Origin of the sequence: Xenorhabdus lircayensis (genome assembly GCF_016306625.1) — a bacterium.
Lineage (GTDB): Bacteria > Pseudomonadota > Gammaproteobacteria > Enterobacterales > Enterobacteriaceae > Xenorhabdus > Xenorhabdus lircayensis.
In genome coordinates this window covers 101977-117915 of the sequence record NZ_JACOII010000034.1, presented here as the reverse complement: position 1 = coordinate 117915, position 15939 = coordinate 101977, and the positions used below count along the sequence as shown (strand labels likewise).

The 15939-nt window shown below is 49.0% G+C and carries 15 protein-coding genes; all 15 read right to left on the bottom strand.

Translation table 11 applies throughout. The features are described from left to right. Positions 1-225: 225 nt before the first annotated feature. A complete protein-coding gene (locus H8A87_RS09360; protein ID WP_198689698.1) occupies positions 226-1659 on the bottom strand; it encodes a serralysin family metalloprotease in 1434 nt (477 codons plus the stop codon). 373 nt (positions 1660-2032) lie between these two features. Continuing rightward, positions 2033-3130 carry a 23S rRNA (cytidine(2498)-2'-O)-methyltransferase RlmM gene (gene rlmM, locus H8A87_RS09355; protein ID WP_198689697.1) on the bottom strand — a complete coding sequence of 366 codons (1098 nt, stop codon included), beginning with the start codon at positions 3128-3130 and terminating at the stop codon, positions 2033-2035. Beyond that, positions 3123-3518 (bottom strand): DUF423 domain-containing protein, encoded by a 396-nt coding sequence (locus tag H8A87_RS09350; protein ID WP_198689696.1) that lies wholly within the window; start codon positions 3516-3518, stop codon positions 3123-3125. The genes rlmM and H8A87_RS09350 overlap by 8 nt, the downstream gene beginning before the upstream one ends. A 40-nt stretch (positions 3519-3558) precedes the next feature. After that, positions 3559-4485, bottom strand: a complete 927-nt coding sequence (locus tag H8A87_RS09345) for a transcriptional regulator GcvA (protein ID WP_198689695.1) — start codon at positions 4483-4485, stop codon at positions 3559-3561. A gap of 1245 nt (positions 4486-5730) precedes the next feature. Continuing rightward, positions 5731-5814 carry a damage-inducible type I toxin DinQ gene (gene dinQ / locus H8A87_RS20460; RefSeq protein ID WP_408646895.1) on the bottom strand — a complete coding sequence of 28 codons (84 nt, stop codon included), beginning with the start codon at positions 5812-5814 and terminating at the stop codon, positions 5731-5733. A 482-nt stretch (positions 5815-6296) separates the two neighbouring features. Further along, on the bottom strand, positions 6297-7934 hold the full coding sequence (locus H8A87_RS09340) for a hypothetical protein (protein ID WP_198689694.1): 1638 nt from the start codon (positions 7932-7934) through the stop codon (positions 6297-6299). Beyond that, on the bottom strand, positions 7921-8466 hold the full coding sequence (locus H8A87_RS09335; RefSeq protein WP_198689693.1) for a baseplate complex protein: 546 nt from the start codon (positions 8464-8466) through the stop codon (positions 7921-7923). The genes H8A87_RS09340 and H8A87_RS09335 overlap by 14 nt, the downstream gene beginning before the upstream one ends. Then, positions 8438-9166, bottom strand: a complete 729-nt coding sequence (locus H8A87_RS09330; RefSeq protein ID WP_198689692.1) for a hypothetical protein — start codon at positions 9164-9166, stop codon at positions 8438-8440. The genes H8A87_RS09335 and H8A87_RS09330 overlap by 29 nt, the downstream gene beginning before the upstream one ends. After that, complete coding sequence (locus tag H8A87_RS09325) at positions 9166-9678, bottom strand: tail fiber assembly protein (RefSeq protein ID WP_198689691.1); 513 nt, start codon at positions 9676-9678, stop codon at positions 9166-9168. The genes H8A87_RS09330 and H8A87_RS09325 overlap by 1 nt, the downstream gene beginning before the upstream one ends. A gap of 1 nt (position 9679) precedes the next feature. Continuing rightward, on the bottom strand, positions 9680-11407 hold the full coding sequence (locus H8A87_RS09320) for a phage tail-collar fiber domain-containing protein (protein WP_198689690.1): 1728 nt from the start codon (positions 11405-11407) through the stop codon (positions 9680-9682). A gap of 9 nt (positions 11408-11416) precedes the next feature. Beyond that, positions 11417-12073 (bottom strand): phage tail protein, encoded by a 657-nt coding sequence (locus tag H8A87_RS09315; protein ID WP_198689689.1) that lies wholly within the window; start codon positions 12071-12073, stop codon positions 11417-11419. Then, positions 12066-13250 carry a baseplate J/gp47 family protein gene (locus H8A87_RS09310; protein WP_198689688.1) on the bottom strand — a complete coding sequence of 395 codons (1185 nt, stop codon included), beginning with the start codon at positions 13248-13250 and terminating at the stop codon, positions 12066-12068. The genes H8A87_RS09315 and H8A87_RS09310 overlap by 8 nt, the downstream gene beginning before the upstream one ends. Then, positions 13240-13575, bottom strand: a complete 336-nt coding sequence (locus H8A87_RS09305) for a DUF2590 family protein (protein ID WP_198689687.1) — start codon at positions 13573-13575, stop codon at positions 13240-13242. The genes H8A87_RS09310 and H8A87_RS09305 overlap by 11 nt, the downstream gene beginning before the upstream one ends. Continuing rightward, positions 13568-15799, bottom strand: coding sequence for a phage tail tape measure protein (locus H8A87_RS09300; RefSeq protein ID WP_198689686.1), 2232 nt, complete (start codon positions 15797-15799; stop codon positions 13568-13570). Before H8A87_RS09300 ends, H8A87_RS09305 begins: the two co-directional genes overlap by 8 nt. Beyond that, on the bottom strand, positions 15796-15939 hold the full coding sequence (locus H8A87_RS20455) for a DUF6890 family protein (RefSeq protein WP_408646894.1): 144 nt from the start codon (positions 15937-15939) through the stop codon (positions 15796-15798). The genes H8A87_RS09300 and H8A87_RS20455 overlap by 4 nt, the downstream gene beginning before the upstream one ends.

Sequence of the window (15939 nt, the reverse complement as noted above, 5' to 3'; positions counted from 1 at the left end):
AAAATTATCGATAAACTCAATTTCGATAGAAACGATCTCCGTAAATAAGACTTCGATCTATAAAACTGATGCCTACAAAACTCATACCTACAAAACCCATACCTAAAAAAAGGGAATAGAAGAAAACCGATATTAACTTTCGAGATCTATATAACACGGCTACCTCCTTAATTCTGCCGCATGCTTAGATGCATACGGCAGTATTTAGTTATCGTGATGACATCATCAGACGATGAAATCTGCTTCAGTCAACGGTTGCCCGACAACTTTCACCAGAAAATCACTGTCAGACAGATTACCGCCAAGGCTGATCTCCAGATCTGTTAAATCATTCACTTTGTCATAAGTGAACAGCGCTTCGCCCCCCTTACCTGAGAACGAATCCACAAATTTGATATCGCCACGATCACCGAAGTTGAAGCGAGACAGATCGATTTTGTCTTCACCAGAAGTGAAATCGTGAATCCAGTCTGGATTATCTTTCAGTGATTCTTTGCCGTTCAGATAAACAAAGGTATCTCTGCCTTCACCACCCCACAGATGATCACCGCCCAAGCCGCCATAAATGACGTCATCGCCTGCACCACCTTTCAGGATGTTATCTGCGCTGTTACCCACCAGAATGTCGTCACCGCTGCCGCCAATTGCGTTCTCAATGACCACACCACGAGCGATGGAAACGTTACCTTTCAAGCCGCCAACATCAGAGAAAGCACCTTCATTCAGATTAATACGCTGATTCTGAGTAAAGCCAGAGAAATCAAAGGTATCTTCGCCATCAGCATCCCAAACACTGAATACCAGTTTGCTGTTAGCATTGGTCGCGGTCATGAAATCGCGATCAGTATTGGAATTGAAACCATATACGGTATCACCCTTACGCGTTTCAGTATTTGCACCATACAAATCTTGGATGGCAGAAATATCATTCAGCAAAGGTGCCGATGAATACTCATTTTTGAAATCTTGACCAGTGGATTTTTCACTGAAGTAACTCATGACGGTATAGGCACGAGAATCTTCGAAATATTCAGCTGAGTTGGTATAGCTTGGACGTACTTTATCAGAAGCATCGTATTCGGCGGGGTGTTCCAGCCCTAATGTATGTCCAATTTCATGAGTGAAAGTTTGACGGGCATAACCATTCACATCAACGTCATTGTCTATAAAAGTATGGCTTTCTGAGTTATACCATGTATAAGCTGTTTTCTGTCCCTTTGGCAGAGTTGCAAATGCATAATCCTTGGCAGCACTATAATCAAAGAAACCAAAAGTCATATTAGCCTTATTAGCACTACTGACTTCGGTAAATTTAATATTGGTGACATCAGACCAAGACTGTAAAGAAAGCCTTGCTGTTTCTTTTTGTTCTTCATTAAAGGCACTGAAACCAGAAATCTTAAACAACGGCATTATGGCAGGTTTCGATGGCAGAAAATGATATGACAATTCCAATGTTCCGGAAGAGCTAATATATTTATTGGACCAATGGTAATCACCACGCACCAGTTCATCGGGGGCTTCATCCCCCAATGGCTTATGGGCAACACGAATGGAAGGATCATAATTCGGAACGTAGGCTGTGAGAAGTGCATTTACATCCTGAACGGAATTAGAATCAGATAACCCCACATAGGTATATTTTTTCTTTGAGGTCATGTAAATCTCCTGTAACACAAGACGAATAGACTAAAACCCGAAATATTTATAATAACGGGAGCAAAAGTTTTAAATTCTTTTTAAGATGCGTCTAGAAATAAAACTCCAGAATAAAATAGCGCTAGTTCTTGTCCGTGTAAAAATAATTAATATATCTTTTTAGAATACATCTAAAACAAATTTGATTTAGATGATTAATTATTATTTCTTAAATGATTTTTTTTGATAACAAAAAAACAGTATTATTCAATAATAAATAATACTGTTTTTATCTGCTGGAAATTAGCTCTAAGAAAGAATTATCTATGTACCCTTTCTTTTTTCAAATTGCTGTTTTTTATGCAACTTGAAATTTATTAAATATCCACCATCATCAAAAATCGCGATCAGGCGCATACACAGACCAAATTCGACGAATATGTACCGTGACCTCTTCACGATCGTGATACAAATGCTTCGCCTGAATCTGAGCATTTACCCCATTCTCTTTCAATTGCTGTTCTATTTTCTGCAATATATGAGCAACTTCCTCATAGCGCTTTTTCATCGGCAGCTTAAGGTTGAAGATCGCCTCACGACACCAGCTTTTTACCAGCCAATCTGTCATCAGTTGTGCAACTTTGGCAGGCTGCTCAACCATGTCACAAACTAACCAGTAAATATTTTTCACTGAGGGTTCAAATTTGAAACCATCCACGCGGTGATGCTTCACCTGTCCGGTATCCATTAAGCTTTCAGCCATCGGGCCATTGTCTACCGCCTGAACCAACATACTGCGTTTCACAAGCTGGTAAGTCCATCCTCCCGGACAAGCACCGAGATCCACGGCATGAAGACCACTGTCCAGACGCTCTTCCCACTCGTCGTAAGGAACAAATACATGAAAGGCTTCTTCCAGTTTCAGCGTTGAACGGCTTGGTGCATCTGATGGGAATTTCAGGCGAGGAATGCCCATGTAAAAACGGGAATTATTGTTACTGTAGGAATACCCCACATAACAGCAACCCGAAGCAATGAAAAAGATATGGATCACGGGACGACTGTTATTTTCCTTTGCCAGCAAAAGTTTTTCCTGACGCATCGCATTACGCAGCGGAACCGTAAACTTACGGCAGAATTTCATCAACTCTTTGCTTTCATTGGTATCCGGCACTTCTACACGCAATTCACCAGCTCGCTCAATGACACCGGTCAACATACCCATAATCGGTGTAATGCGATCTTCCTGTGGCAAATCTTTCAGCAGTTCGCCCACAACCAACATTTGACGGGCAAAAATCAATTCCTTGAATGGAATTTCACGGATCAAACGATCCGCATCATCAAACTGATAACACTCAAACAGCACATATCCACTGTTTTCTTTCACGCGGGCAAAACCGTAAATTTCTTTCTTACCCGCCTTGTCGGTAATTTCTGCCGCACACTCTTTTTCAAAACCAGGGCGGCAATATAAAGCAACTTTATTCATGGCTAGGCGCCAATTTCCTTAGACGCAGAGCGCCAATTAATACACATAACCAACCGATGAGAAAACTGAATCCACCGATGGGGGTCAAATACACCAAAAATTTTAGCGGAAAAAAGGCCAGACAATAAAGACTGCCACTAAACAGCACAATTCCCGCTGCGAAAAAAATACCACTCCAACCAAACGGTGCCACAGGCTGGCGCATCAATAACGCCGCCAGTGCCATCATGGCGAGTGTATGCAGCCCTTGATATTGCAGGCCGGTATGAATCCATTCCATCTGACGTGGTGTCAGGACAAGAGCCAACATATGTGCGCCCATTGCTCCCAATGCCACGTAAAAAAAGCCACTGATCCCAACAAAAATAAGTATGACTCGACTGCTCATCACACAGCTCCTGTTTCTGGTTGGCAGCTATTAGGTATAGCTATTGGGTATGTTGGGTGATAAATCCTAACCTTTCTTGCTCTGCCGCCGCTTGCGTCAGTACCCATTTCCGAAAAGCCGCGATCTTGCCCAATTCTGCCTGATTATCGTGGCAAACCAAATAAAATGCATTCTTACTGACCAAAACATCATTGAATGGGCAGACAAGACGCCCCGCATCAATTTCATTCTGTGCCATGACATTATTGGTAAGGGCAACGCCCTGACCATGCACAGCCGCCTGAATCACCATGGCACTATGACTAAATATTGGCCCCTGCTGGACATTGATCTGCTGCTGCATATCAAGCTGGCGGATATAGGCTTGCCAGTCCCGCCGGGATGAATCGTGCAATAAGGTATGCTTGGCGAGATCTGAAGGAGTTTTCAATGGGCGATCTCCCGTCAGCAACGCTGGCGAACAAACAGGCAGCAGATAATCCGGATAGAGGCGATCGGTTCGCATTCCCGGCCAGTGACCCCTGCCATAAAAAATCGCTACATCAACATCATCAGCCAATTTATCTTCTTCCCGATCCACCGCCTGAATTCTGACATCAATGCCCGGAAAACTCTGATTAAAACCAGAAAGCCGTGGCACCAACCACTGGATGGCAAAACTGGGGGACAAACTGACCGTTAATGCACCTTTAGCACTACGCGCCTGAAGCTTGCGGGTCGCGTCATTGATGGCGGTAAAAATTTCTTTGATATCGAGATAGTAACTCTGCCCGTCTTCCGTCAACAGTAGCGAACGGTTACGACGACGAAAAAGCTTTAACCCCAGAAAATCTTCCAGACTTTTCATCTGATGACTAACGGCGGCCTGAGTCACAAATAATTCTTCTGCCGCTTTAGTAAAACTTAAATGACGGGCGGCGGCATCAAAAACTCGTAACGCATTGAGTGGAGGTAAACGTTTGGACATGTTCGTTTCTTATGTGATGGTGACGATACCGGTAACTCTTTTCTTTCAGGTATTAGTTTTTATAATCCGAATCATTATAATTTGTCCATTGAGGATATACCAGCAAATCCCTATAGTGTGCGCACTTCCTAAGCCGGAACGAAAAGTCTCTCTGTAGCAATACATTGAAGCTTTTGGCTTTGTGGTTGTGATGTTGTGTTTGCAAGTTGTCTGGGAAACCAGACTTTGTAGCTTAGGCTACTGTTTTTTTCACTTCCTGTACATTTACCCTGTCTGTCCATAGTGATTTTTTAATGCACCGCAATTGCGGTGCTTTTTTTCTCGACTTTCCTGTAGAATTCCCCTTCTTTTGGTTAAAGAAAAACTTATTCTTTATTAAATAGAAATTTCCGATAAGCATTTACTAAAAATAAACTTAAAAATCAATGCATTAAATATTTGCCGAGTGATTAATTCTTGTTTGCTTTACAATCAATGGCGGCAAAATGGCGACAACCATTCCCCTCTTTTGTTTACCTAAGAACTTCGTTAACATCATTCACGAAGGATTAGATAAAATAGCACCAACTCTATTAAAGATAATAAGAATGTTTACCTAAGAACGGAATATCAAAATTGAAGTATCGAAGTATAGAATCCTTGTCGATTTGAAAGGGCTATCAGCCGAAGAAGATAACCGTAGTGATAACTCATTGAAGCAATAAATTTCAGTTTATCTTCCCCCTCAAAGCCGCGCTCTGACTCAACTTCATAATTTAGCGCGGCTTTATTCTATGATCCATCCACCCACGTAAAATAGAATTTCCCCTTTAATATCAATGCGCTGATATTTTTCCCGCGATCCGTTTTTGATCCAAAAACTGAAATTGCCTGAAAATCTTTTCACCCATTTCATTTTGCGATGTTTCCCACATCGCCCGTGCTGGCGCGGTCTGGCGTCTTGCTTTGTAGGATTTTAAAACTGAAATAATTTTTTGATCCAAAACGTGCAGGCGGGTGCGGAGTAGTCCGTTTTACGTCGGGTTTACTTTTATTTCGTGGGGATTGCGCAGCTTGAGCACGACACAGGGACGCGATCCAAATTAACTATGGTTGGCGAATAAGTGGGGCAGTGAATGGCGCTGTGTGCGTCTGGTTACGCTTGGTGGGAAATAAAAAATTGAAAAAGAATAAAGAGATTTGGCAAACATCATAAATGTTAAAGGCCACCGAGTGGTTAACCCGGTGGCCTTATCTACGTTTCCGTTATTTTAAAAATGCACGGATCAACTCTAAAAGCGCAACTAATGCTTTGAGAACGATGATTGCAGTGTTAATGAATGCTTTCACCCGTTTGCTCCAGCTAGGGAGCGCGATGTTCCCAATCTTTGCCTTTACACTGCCTGTCCGATTGGTTCTCGTAAGTGTTGGCTTAAGATAGCGCGCTCTGGTCAAGGCTCTGAGTCAGCACCACCTGTACTCAGCCAGGGCTTTATACGTCCCGCAAAATTTACGAAACGTCGAATTCCTTTTCGATACTAAACTAAACGTTCGCACGCGACCAGTTCGCTTGTCTAACCAACAAAGCAGATTATAAGTTGATTTTAAAATCATTCAATCAATTAAGGTGATAGATGGGAGAAACAAAAAAACCAACGGGTGAGGTTGGTTTTTTTTGTTTTTGATGAGTTCGTTTTTCGCAGTGCTATTTACGTGGTTGGTAGCCTCGGCAATAGCGCGCTATCTTAAGCCAACATCATCAGTCTAATCGCTATAGCATAAAATATCAACCTATGGTATAGCGTCAATGTTCTCACACAAATGGGCGCTATTTACCCAATCACAGGCGAGTACTTCTGTTTCAACCCGTCCGATTTATGCGCCGTGTTGCGTATGGCGCTGGCGTTCTCCGGGGTGCCGGTATTGTGATGGGTATGGGCGGCGGTCAGTTCGGCCAGTTCTTTCACCACATCCAGCGTGTCTAACATCAGCGTCATCACGTTAATTTGCTGGCTGCCCACCCAGACCACAGGCGCGACAATCTCTTGCTTGGCGCCGGCGATGCTCTGGCGGATCAGGCCGATTTTCTCTATCAGCTTTTGGCCGACTTCAATATCTGCGACCTTTCCCACACTGGCAACCAGATTGGAGGAGGTCGCCATGCAGTAATCACCGTCTGCAATCTGCTGGACTGCGCCCGCGAGTAGGGTAGAAGTCCCTAACACCATTGTCTTATCCGTGGCCTGCACCGTGGTTTCCCGTGCCACGAGGGTGCGGGTTTCCGTGTCGGCCTTGACAATGCGCTGCATGGAAGATTCATTAATGGTCTGGTCAGTCTGCCGTATCCAACTACCCTCCTGCGTCACACGCTGCGACACTTCCGCCCGCTGCTGCTGCAACTGTTCACCCGGCTGGATATCGGGCAGGGTGTTGCCCTGGCTCAGGGTCTGGCGGATAAAGGGCTTGTCCGGGCGGCCGCCCTCGAAAGCAATTTCAACCATAGTACCGATGGGCGGGTACTGGAACATGCCCGATTCACCGCCCGCCATCGGCAACGGCAGCGGGACAGCCTGATAAACCGGGGCGGCAGCGTCCTGACCGTTATCATCCAGCAATTGCACATCAACCGCATAGCGCGGCCGGAAGGGATCGGAAATATCACCGCTGGCCGTGCTTTCGGTGTGAGCCTCAATACGGGCAAATTTCGGCAAATGCAGCCCGGCCGATAATTCAGGGTAAGCCGCATCCATCTGACGCTGGGCGGGGGTTTTGTTCTCCTGCTGGCCTTTGGGCAACCATGTAATAGTCATGTTTTCATTAGTCAGGTTGACCTTGTTCAGCCGCTGCTGATTGACCACCACGCCGGGGCGCAAAGATTGGATCATGGGAAGGGTCATGGCATTGCCTGCGGACTGGCTCTTACTGAATTCATTCGGGATATCGACGGGTTTTCCGGCAAACAGTGAATGCACCCAACTGCCCAGATACACCGAACCCTCCGGTAATTGTTGCCAGATGTAATCTTCAATGGCGAAGACCTGCCCCAGGTTCGCCAGTAACTGATAGCCCGTGCCGTTATGGGTGTAATGCGGGATCGGTTTATCGGTATAGGGTGCCTGCGGCAAGATAAAGGTCAGCCCGCTGTGCGCCTGCAAGTAGTCCACAATCTGGCGCAGGGTCGGATGCTGAAACGAGCACGGCCATTGGCGATCAAACACCCCGGCCAGTTCACGCACAAACAGGCGCTGATAGCCGTTCTGGGCAGGTTGCGAACGTTCCACATAGCCCGTAAACCAGCGCAGCACCAAATCGGTATAGCCCACATCCAGCCGGACAAGCTTTCCGGTGTAATCGGTGGTCGTCTCGGCCGTGATAAAGCCCCGGCCACAGGCTGACAGTTCCAGCATCAGATTGGCGTCAACCAAATGGATCTCATCACCGGAGAGATAAAGCCGGTTAATCGGTTTCATGGGCTGCCCCTATCTTGTCATTAATCGGTTTCAGCACTTTTCGCTCAAACCAGCTTAACTGTTCCGGCTCTTCCCTGGCGGCACTGCCGCCCTGCCCGGTCTGCTTTTTGGCCGGAATATTGCCGGCAGCACGGGCATCGCGTTTTTCGGAGACGGATAAATGTTCCCGTAAGGTAAAAGTCACCTGCCATGCCTGCTTGCCGTCCAACTTGCTGGCGTCAATCGTGCCCGTGAATGTCCCAATGCGAAAATTAATGGCCTGCGCGGTCAGGTTGGCGACACGGTAGCGTTTCAGGTTACCGTTGTCTTTGGCTTCGGCCAGCGCAAACAGGCGCGACAGGGTCTTCTGTTCGGTAAAGGGGATCACGCCCGTGATGCGCAGTTCTTTCGGCTTAATGCCCTGTTCGGCCACAGCCGTGCTGGATGACTGCCCGCTCTGGTCTTGATCCTGAAACATCACCGAAGGGGTGACAGTCAGGCTTTTTAAGGGGATGGCTTCGCCGTCAAGGGCGAGGGTGATAATCTGGCTCATGCGATAGCATCCTTTCTAATGAGCTGATGTCGTCTCCGGCAAACAGGGTTGCCAGTGTATAAACGGCGTCCGGTTCCGGTATTTCCTTGCGCATCTTCTCGGCCAACAGCGCACCGTGGCCTGTTCCGCTAAACGCCCAGACGGGGGCTGTTTTACCCAGCGCACCATTCAGGGCATCACTGACTTGCTGCAAGGTGTTTTGTCTTGCCGTGGTAAATCCGCTTAACTGTGCTTTTAATCCTGCCAAGCTGCTGCCCGCGCTGGCCTGTGCTTTAGCCTGTTCAATCAATTGGGCATTGGCCGCCAGGCGGCTACTTGCCGTTGACAATGGCTGCGGCAAAGGCAAACCGCCGCCCGGCTTGCCCGGCAGTTGCATTTTGCTGATGCTCAGGCGTTCGGCGGTTTTTGCCATACGCGTGACTTGGGAAAAGACCGGCAACGGCAGCACCGATGAAAATTGCGTGAGATGCTGCATAAATTCGTGATGGGTCTTGGCGCACACCATCAGCACAAGGGCATTCAGGTGACCTGCGCCAGTCAGCTTAGTTGACAGGTAATGAATGGCGTTGGCCGGGCTTAAGTAACTGCCGCTGTCCGCCTGCTGCCCGACACCGTAAATAAACGGGTGAACGGGCACGATGGCGGCCGATAGCCCCGACAGCGCCGGGGATAATTGCAGGGTTTTACGCTGCCAGTACATTATTCGGGTTGCTCCGGCCAACGAATACGAGGGGCAATAGAGCAATCCACCCGATAGAGTAGTATTCGGTATTTTCGCCAGTCGGCTAACGCTGTTTTCTCCGCCTCTGTTGCCATATCAAAACCAACCACATCTTGATATATATCAATTTTCTCTCTTGCTACGTTCATTAAACGTTGTTTTTGCGATTCAGCCTGTTGCCGTAATTCTTGTTGAGTGTAAACCCGGTGGATAATTTTTCCATCGCTGTACTGCCATGAACCATCGATACTGATATCCTGGGGGACATAGTAACTCGCCACCTCTGCCACCGATAATCCCGTTGGACACAGCGCACTGATATCATAGCCAAATGAACGGATAACAAAATCGTCATCGTAAACCACTTTGAGTGTGTCAGAGGAAAACAATTTTTGGCATTCGTACCAGTCCTGACCGTCCTCAGACCGTAAATACAATACGTTTGGGATACCATCTTCCGGTTGATATCGCGTGAATTTTTCTATTTTCATTTCATACCTCAACATCAATGCTGCGCCATTGTCCATTGATAAAACACTGGATAGGACGGTGTAGCAATTCATTGACACCGACCCATGCTTGGGTAGAGACATTTCCGATACCTGTCATAACATGCCCATCAGGAGCGCGGGTTTTGGCGGTGAGCAATGCAGCGATTGTTGACGATTCTCGTCCCAGACGTGTTCGGCTGATATATCGTGAATCATACCGACTATCGAAATCAGTGAAATCAGTCAGTGCAATTCGATTTACAGTGAGTAATCCGTCCGGTGCGACCATTAACACGCGGCGGTGGTTAATATCAACTGCATAGCCCTCGATATTTTCTTTGTGCCCGCGAATGAGACCCGTCTCAATCGTCCCCTGATACCAATCATATTTCGTATTCGATACCAGCGAATACGCAGGCCTATAGCCGAGAGAATTGAGCGAAACCGCACTGGTTTCGAGGGGCAATGTGCCGACTTGTTTAAATCTAAACGCACCGGAATAGTCCCCGCCATCCGCTGACACAGCATTTTCCGCCCGTTCCACCGTCCCCCGTAACCAGAGATTATCGATAAATGCGTTTATGTCGGGAATATCCGCGCCGTTCTTCGATTTGTCGAGTGCGCCTATATCTGGTGGCAGTAACCAGAAATTATCAGATAGTGACTTTCCGTTAATTGTTCTGTTACTGGGTACAGCATTGCCCGCCTGCTCCACAGTTTTCGATAAACCTAGGTTATTGATAAACAGTTTTTTATCGGGAATATCGGCTCCATTCAGGTGCATCGCTAAACGATTATTTGCATTGTCGTTAACAGCATTTAGTGCCTGATTAGTCGCATAATCCTGCTTAACCCTGCCAATTTCTCTATTCAGTTCAGCAATACCCCGATCGCTTAATGTTCCTTTACTGCGCAAATCAATAACATTGCCGTTACCATCAATACTCGCGATCGCAAACACGTAATGCGGATACCCCGCCGCATCCACATAATTTTTCAGATCATTGGCAACGGTGATTTTCACCACGGTTTTCCACTGACTGACCAGATTGCCCTGATAGCTAAAATCAACATACACACGGGTATTGCGCATCTGGTTCAGGGTCTGGTCATACTCCAGCACACCACGCAGCCCGCCGACATAGGCCAGCCCTTTTTTCACGGTATATTGATCACCAGTGCGGATCACCGCAGAGCCATCGCCGAAAAAAGCCGCCTCGCCGTAACTGTCGGTATTCATCAGGCGCTGCATCTCATCCATACCGGACAAACGCGCGGTAAAGTCAATCTGCCATGTTTCCGCTGTCGTGGTAATAGCCGTCTCTTTGGACGCGCCATCAAACTCCAGCAGGAAAGAACGGGTTAAGACGTTGCCCTGCAAGCCATTGGCGGTCTTGATTTTTTTCTGGGTAGGCGCATGGGTGATCATGCCAATCACGCCCGATGCCTTATTTAGAAGACCAATCCAGTTAAAATCAAAGTTACCCACTTCGGTGCCCAATGTGACGCTGTAGGCCACGGCGTTCTCACTGGCGAGTCCGGTTTTATTCACCGCCTGACGGTGTACGATATATTGCGCGGCAGGCAGTTGCTCACTGCGGCTGATATCCTGAGACGGATCTAAACCCGGTACATTCGCAAAGACAAACTCGTCCAACACCACCGAATGCCCGGCAGCGACTTGCTGTGCTTTCCATTTTTCAAAGTCTGTCGTTATCACTGAAGACATACTATTTCCTTATAATGAAGCACCGTAAGTGATGTTCGGTGCGGTAGGTTCCTTGAGGCTGGCATTGTCACAAACGGCAACGCCCGCGATATGACCGACTCTTAACAATAACGGCTGGGTCGGCATCGCAGCGGCATAACAGCAATATTCTGCCTCCACGCTGCCTGCCCGCATCAGTAACTGATTTTTGGCGATCACTTCAAAACGGTAGCGGCGGCAGGTACGGCCATACTGACGGATGATATTCATCAGCAAATCGGGGTTGGCGGCTATCTGGCCGTCACTGAGGCGCAGGATAATCACATCCCAGTCAATGCCCGGCTGGCGCTCCAGCAATTCCACATAACCCACGCCCAGCCGATCAAAGATGGCAATGAAACCTGCCACGCTGCCCGCGTCTTTGGCATTGATAAAGGCGTATTTCACCCGCTTGCGAAACAGCGGCAACGGTTCGCCGTTAAAGCGCTGGATATCCCGCTGGTACGCCAGCACCGACAACAGCGCCGCTGAACAGGTTTCGGCATCCAGTTGAGCCAGCGGCCATTTCAGCCAGTCATACACGCCCAACCAGAATGTCCGCGCCGCCTGCAGCAATTTGGCAGGCTCGCCCTTGTTCATCCATGAGGGCAACGCCAGCCGGGCGAGACGTTCCCGGAACTCAGCCATTTTTCACCTCCACCGTGAGCGATTGCAGGCGCGGCACACTCAGCTCACTGAGAATGTCACCCAATGAAAAGGTCAGTGATCCCACCTCGCTGAACTCGCGATGGATCTCCCGTCCCAGGTTGGAAAAGGAAAAACGCGAGTACGGCCACGTTTTCTTGACCGGATAGTCGGTATTTTCCCGAAAGGCGCAGCGGATCAGGTTGCCGACATCGGTTTTTAATGTGTCCACCTGTTCCTGACTGTAGTTCGCCAGATTCGCCACAAACAATGTCACTGTCAGTGCATGATGGGTTTCCGGCATCGGCAGGCACTGCATATCATCCCCGTGCCCGTGATGCCCCTGATTGCTGATGTAATCATTCACCGCATTGATAAACGGCTGGCTGATTACCCCCGAATCCAGTAACAGGTAAGCATTGGCGGTGCCTGCCCCACGGGGCGCATCATGCAGGAAGAAGATGCGGTCGATACTCAAGCCCACGCGACTGGCTATCATGCCGCGATAAACGGCATCAGTGTGGTAGTTCCCCACCAGGTTATATTGGTTGCGGCAACGGTCACGTAAATCATCGTCAGATTCGGCATCTGCGCCGGGCGTTAACAGCCAGCCCTCTTCATTTTGTACCCGCTCAATGCCGGACACTGCCACAGGCAGGAGCCGAAAATAGCCGGGTGCCAAGTTAAAGGCACCGCCTGCCAATTCTGCGGCCACAGGCAGCAAGGCACTGCTGACCCCCTCGGCTATCACGACGCTTTCCGTGGTACTGACCCGGTAGATTTCGCCATTAATGCGCTCGGTCTGGACAACCGTTCCGGCGGGCACGGTCACCGCTGAGGCACCCGCCGCCTTGTAGAAACGGATCACGCCCTGCGCTGCGGTTGCCTGCTTGCGTTTCAGGTTGACGCCCCATGCAAACATATCCAGCCATGATCCCGATGCCGTTGCCAGATACATATTTTTCAGGGTGACGTTGATTAACGCCTCTTTCAGCCACAACACCGGGCGCGTCACGATAGTGTTAACCAGCCGCCAGAACGGGGACATGCGCGAGGTATTGGTGACTAACCCGGCTTCATCCACGACTTTGGCAAAGGCGCTACTAATATCGGCTTCCGTGGTCGGCATCCCGCTGTCACGCAGCACCTTTTCGTAATCAATCGACGGTTTAGTTTCCATGCCCCACACTCACATTCAGGCGGCCAAAATCATAGGTTTCCGCCGTGATCCACAATTTAGTCGGTGACTCTTCGTTAATGATCACCGTGCCCGGAATAATTCTTTCATCATCTTCAACCAGAATTTCTATCCGGGTGCGGATATCGGCGCGCAGGGTCGGGCTGCGCTCTGCGACCAACTCAGTGGCAAGGCCACTTTCCATAATGGCGTGCACGCAATCCTGACCGACAGAAAAGCGGTTATTACAAAAACGTGGCTCATTCCCTGAGTTCAGTGTGAAGTTGCCATCGACTATCAATAAATCAATGTATTTAGGCTCATCCATAAGCCACCTGCTCCCATTCCGTTAATTGCTCCGGCGTCATGCCACCCTTGACATTCAGCGTCACATTTTCAATACGGCGGCTGTTATCAATTGACGTCTGTTTATGACTGTTAAGATTCTGACTCAGCCCACCTTTGTTAATGCCTTTCAGTTGCCCGCCCGTAATGATGGATGCCGCCACCTGCTGATTATCAACAGAGGGCTGCACAACCGATTTAGGGGTCGAAACTGCGCCCTCAATCGTCTTGGTTTCAATGTTGATGCCCGGAATATAATTTAACTTCTCGATAATCCAGTTATAGGCTTCCCAAAATGAGGCTTTGATGCTGTCCCATAAGCCACTGAACAGATCGCCGACACTGTCCGCCATGCCGGACAAGGTGTCCACCAGTGAAAAGCTGCCAACCCAGTTCCACAGCGCGTCCCAGCCCTGCCTAATCAACTGCCCGGCACGTTGAAACGCCTGTATCAGCGTGCCAATCACCTGAATCACCAGATTAAACGGCATCATCATCAGGCCAATGGCACCCGCCACAATGCGACCAAACGAACTGCCCGCCTCAGTCACCCCCTGTAACTCTTCATCAGTGTATTGGATCGGCGACAGTAACCTGGCGAACCAGCCAAACAGGCTTTTCACGCCTTCCCAGACAAAGCCCATGGCCGCGCCTATGGCATCAAAAGCCGGTGACAGCGGGGCAAGCGAACTGCCCGCCTCGCTGAACCCCTGCATAAACCCGTTAATAAAGGCCTTAATCGGTTGCCAGAATTTAATGACCGCAATCACCAACGCCGCAATCACGGCAATGATCGCCAACACAGGCCATGCCATGGCCGTAAATCCGGCCGCCGTTGCCCAAGACGCTATCTTGGTCATAATCAAACTGGCACGCAGACGCGTTAACAGGCTGGCTAATTTTGTACTGGTTGTTGACATGACATTCATTTTTCCCGTCAACAGGGAAAACATAAACGCCCCCGTGTTCCAGAGAGGAATTAAGCCCAGCCAGATAAAGCGGGAAACGCCCATCACGATATTGGCTAGCGCCCCTGCGGCGGCAAAGCTCAGGATGGCGAGCGAGATATAGCCAATCCAGCGCGCAATATTGGGAAACAGTTTTAGCCAGCGCACCAGTGTCTGACTGGCATCCGCCATCTTATTGACCAACGGCTGAATCACTGGCAATAACGTTGAACCAATGGCAATACGGAGATTCTGCCAGATGGCTTGCAGCCGTTCCCACGGGTTCGCCATCCGTTCGGCCATCTCTTGGGTGCGCTTCATGCCGTCATTGGCACCGAGTGCCGTCATGTTCTTACGCAGCACATCAACATTGCCGTAAAGCTGTTTAATGACCACAGCGGAATCGCCGAAGGCCTCATCAATCTCTGCCTGTGCTTTCAGATTGCCTTCAATGCTCTTGCCGTATTTGGCCTGTAGCTTCTCCAGCATTTCCGGCATGGACAGCAATTTGCCCGACGCATTAACGAAACTTAACCCCAGTTTCTTCCCGCTGGCTTCCGCATTGGTGATAAAGGCTTCAAACGCGCCGCTGGATTCTGAACCCAGCGAGCGCTGGAGTTCCCCCAACACCGCCAACTGTTCATCAATACCGATGCCAAAGTTTGTCCCGGCAGCGCGTGCGCCCTCCATCAGGTCGGCAATGTCGGTCATGGACGTGCCGAAGGTTTTCGACATAAACACCGCCTTGCCTGCCAGCTCTTCGGCAAATTGCAGGTGCCCGACGTCCTTCGCATGGCTGGAGAACTGGGCAAACATCTGCCCCATATAGGTGCTGGCATCGTCGGCACTACTTTTCAGGGCGGCGGCCGTGGTGTTCACAATCGCCGTCATCTGCGGCAAGTCATTTTGTGACAGGCTGCCGATGGCCTTGCTGATGGTTGAGGCGGATTGCACAAACTCTATCGACGATTTACCATAGCGTGAACTAAAGGTCATGGCGGATTTTGCCACCTTGTCCATCACGCCGCTGTCAATCCCCTGCAAGGAGGCGGTTTGCAGCGCCTCCTCCATTTCAATGGCCGGATCAAGAAAACTCTTGATTGACCAGAACGAAGCGGCCAGTCCCGCCCCGCCGATGGCCAGCTTGCCAAAGGCATCCTGTGAGGCCTCGGCAAACCCCGACACCGACGCTTTGACACTGGCCAAGGGTTTGGTGATTTTATCAATCAGACTTAAGGTAAAATCTAATTCGTTACTCATGCTTCACCCTTGAATGCCAGCGCAATGCCATTGGCGGTTGACACGCGCGTATATTCCCAATAACGGTTATCCAGCCAAATAGCACGGGCTAAACTTTCTGTATTATCCGGCTCATTCGGTAAATAGTGGCGGCGTAATAT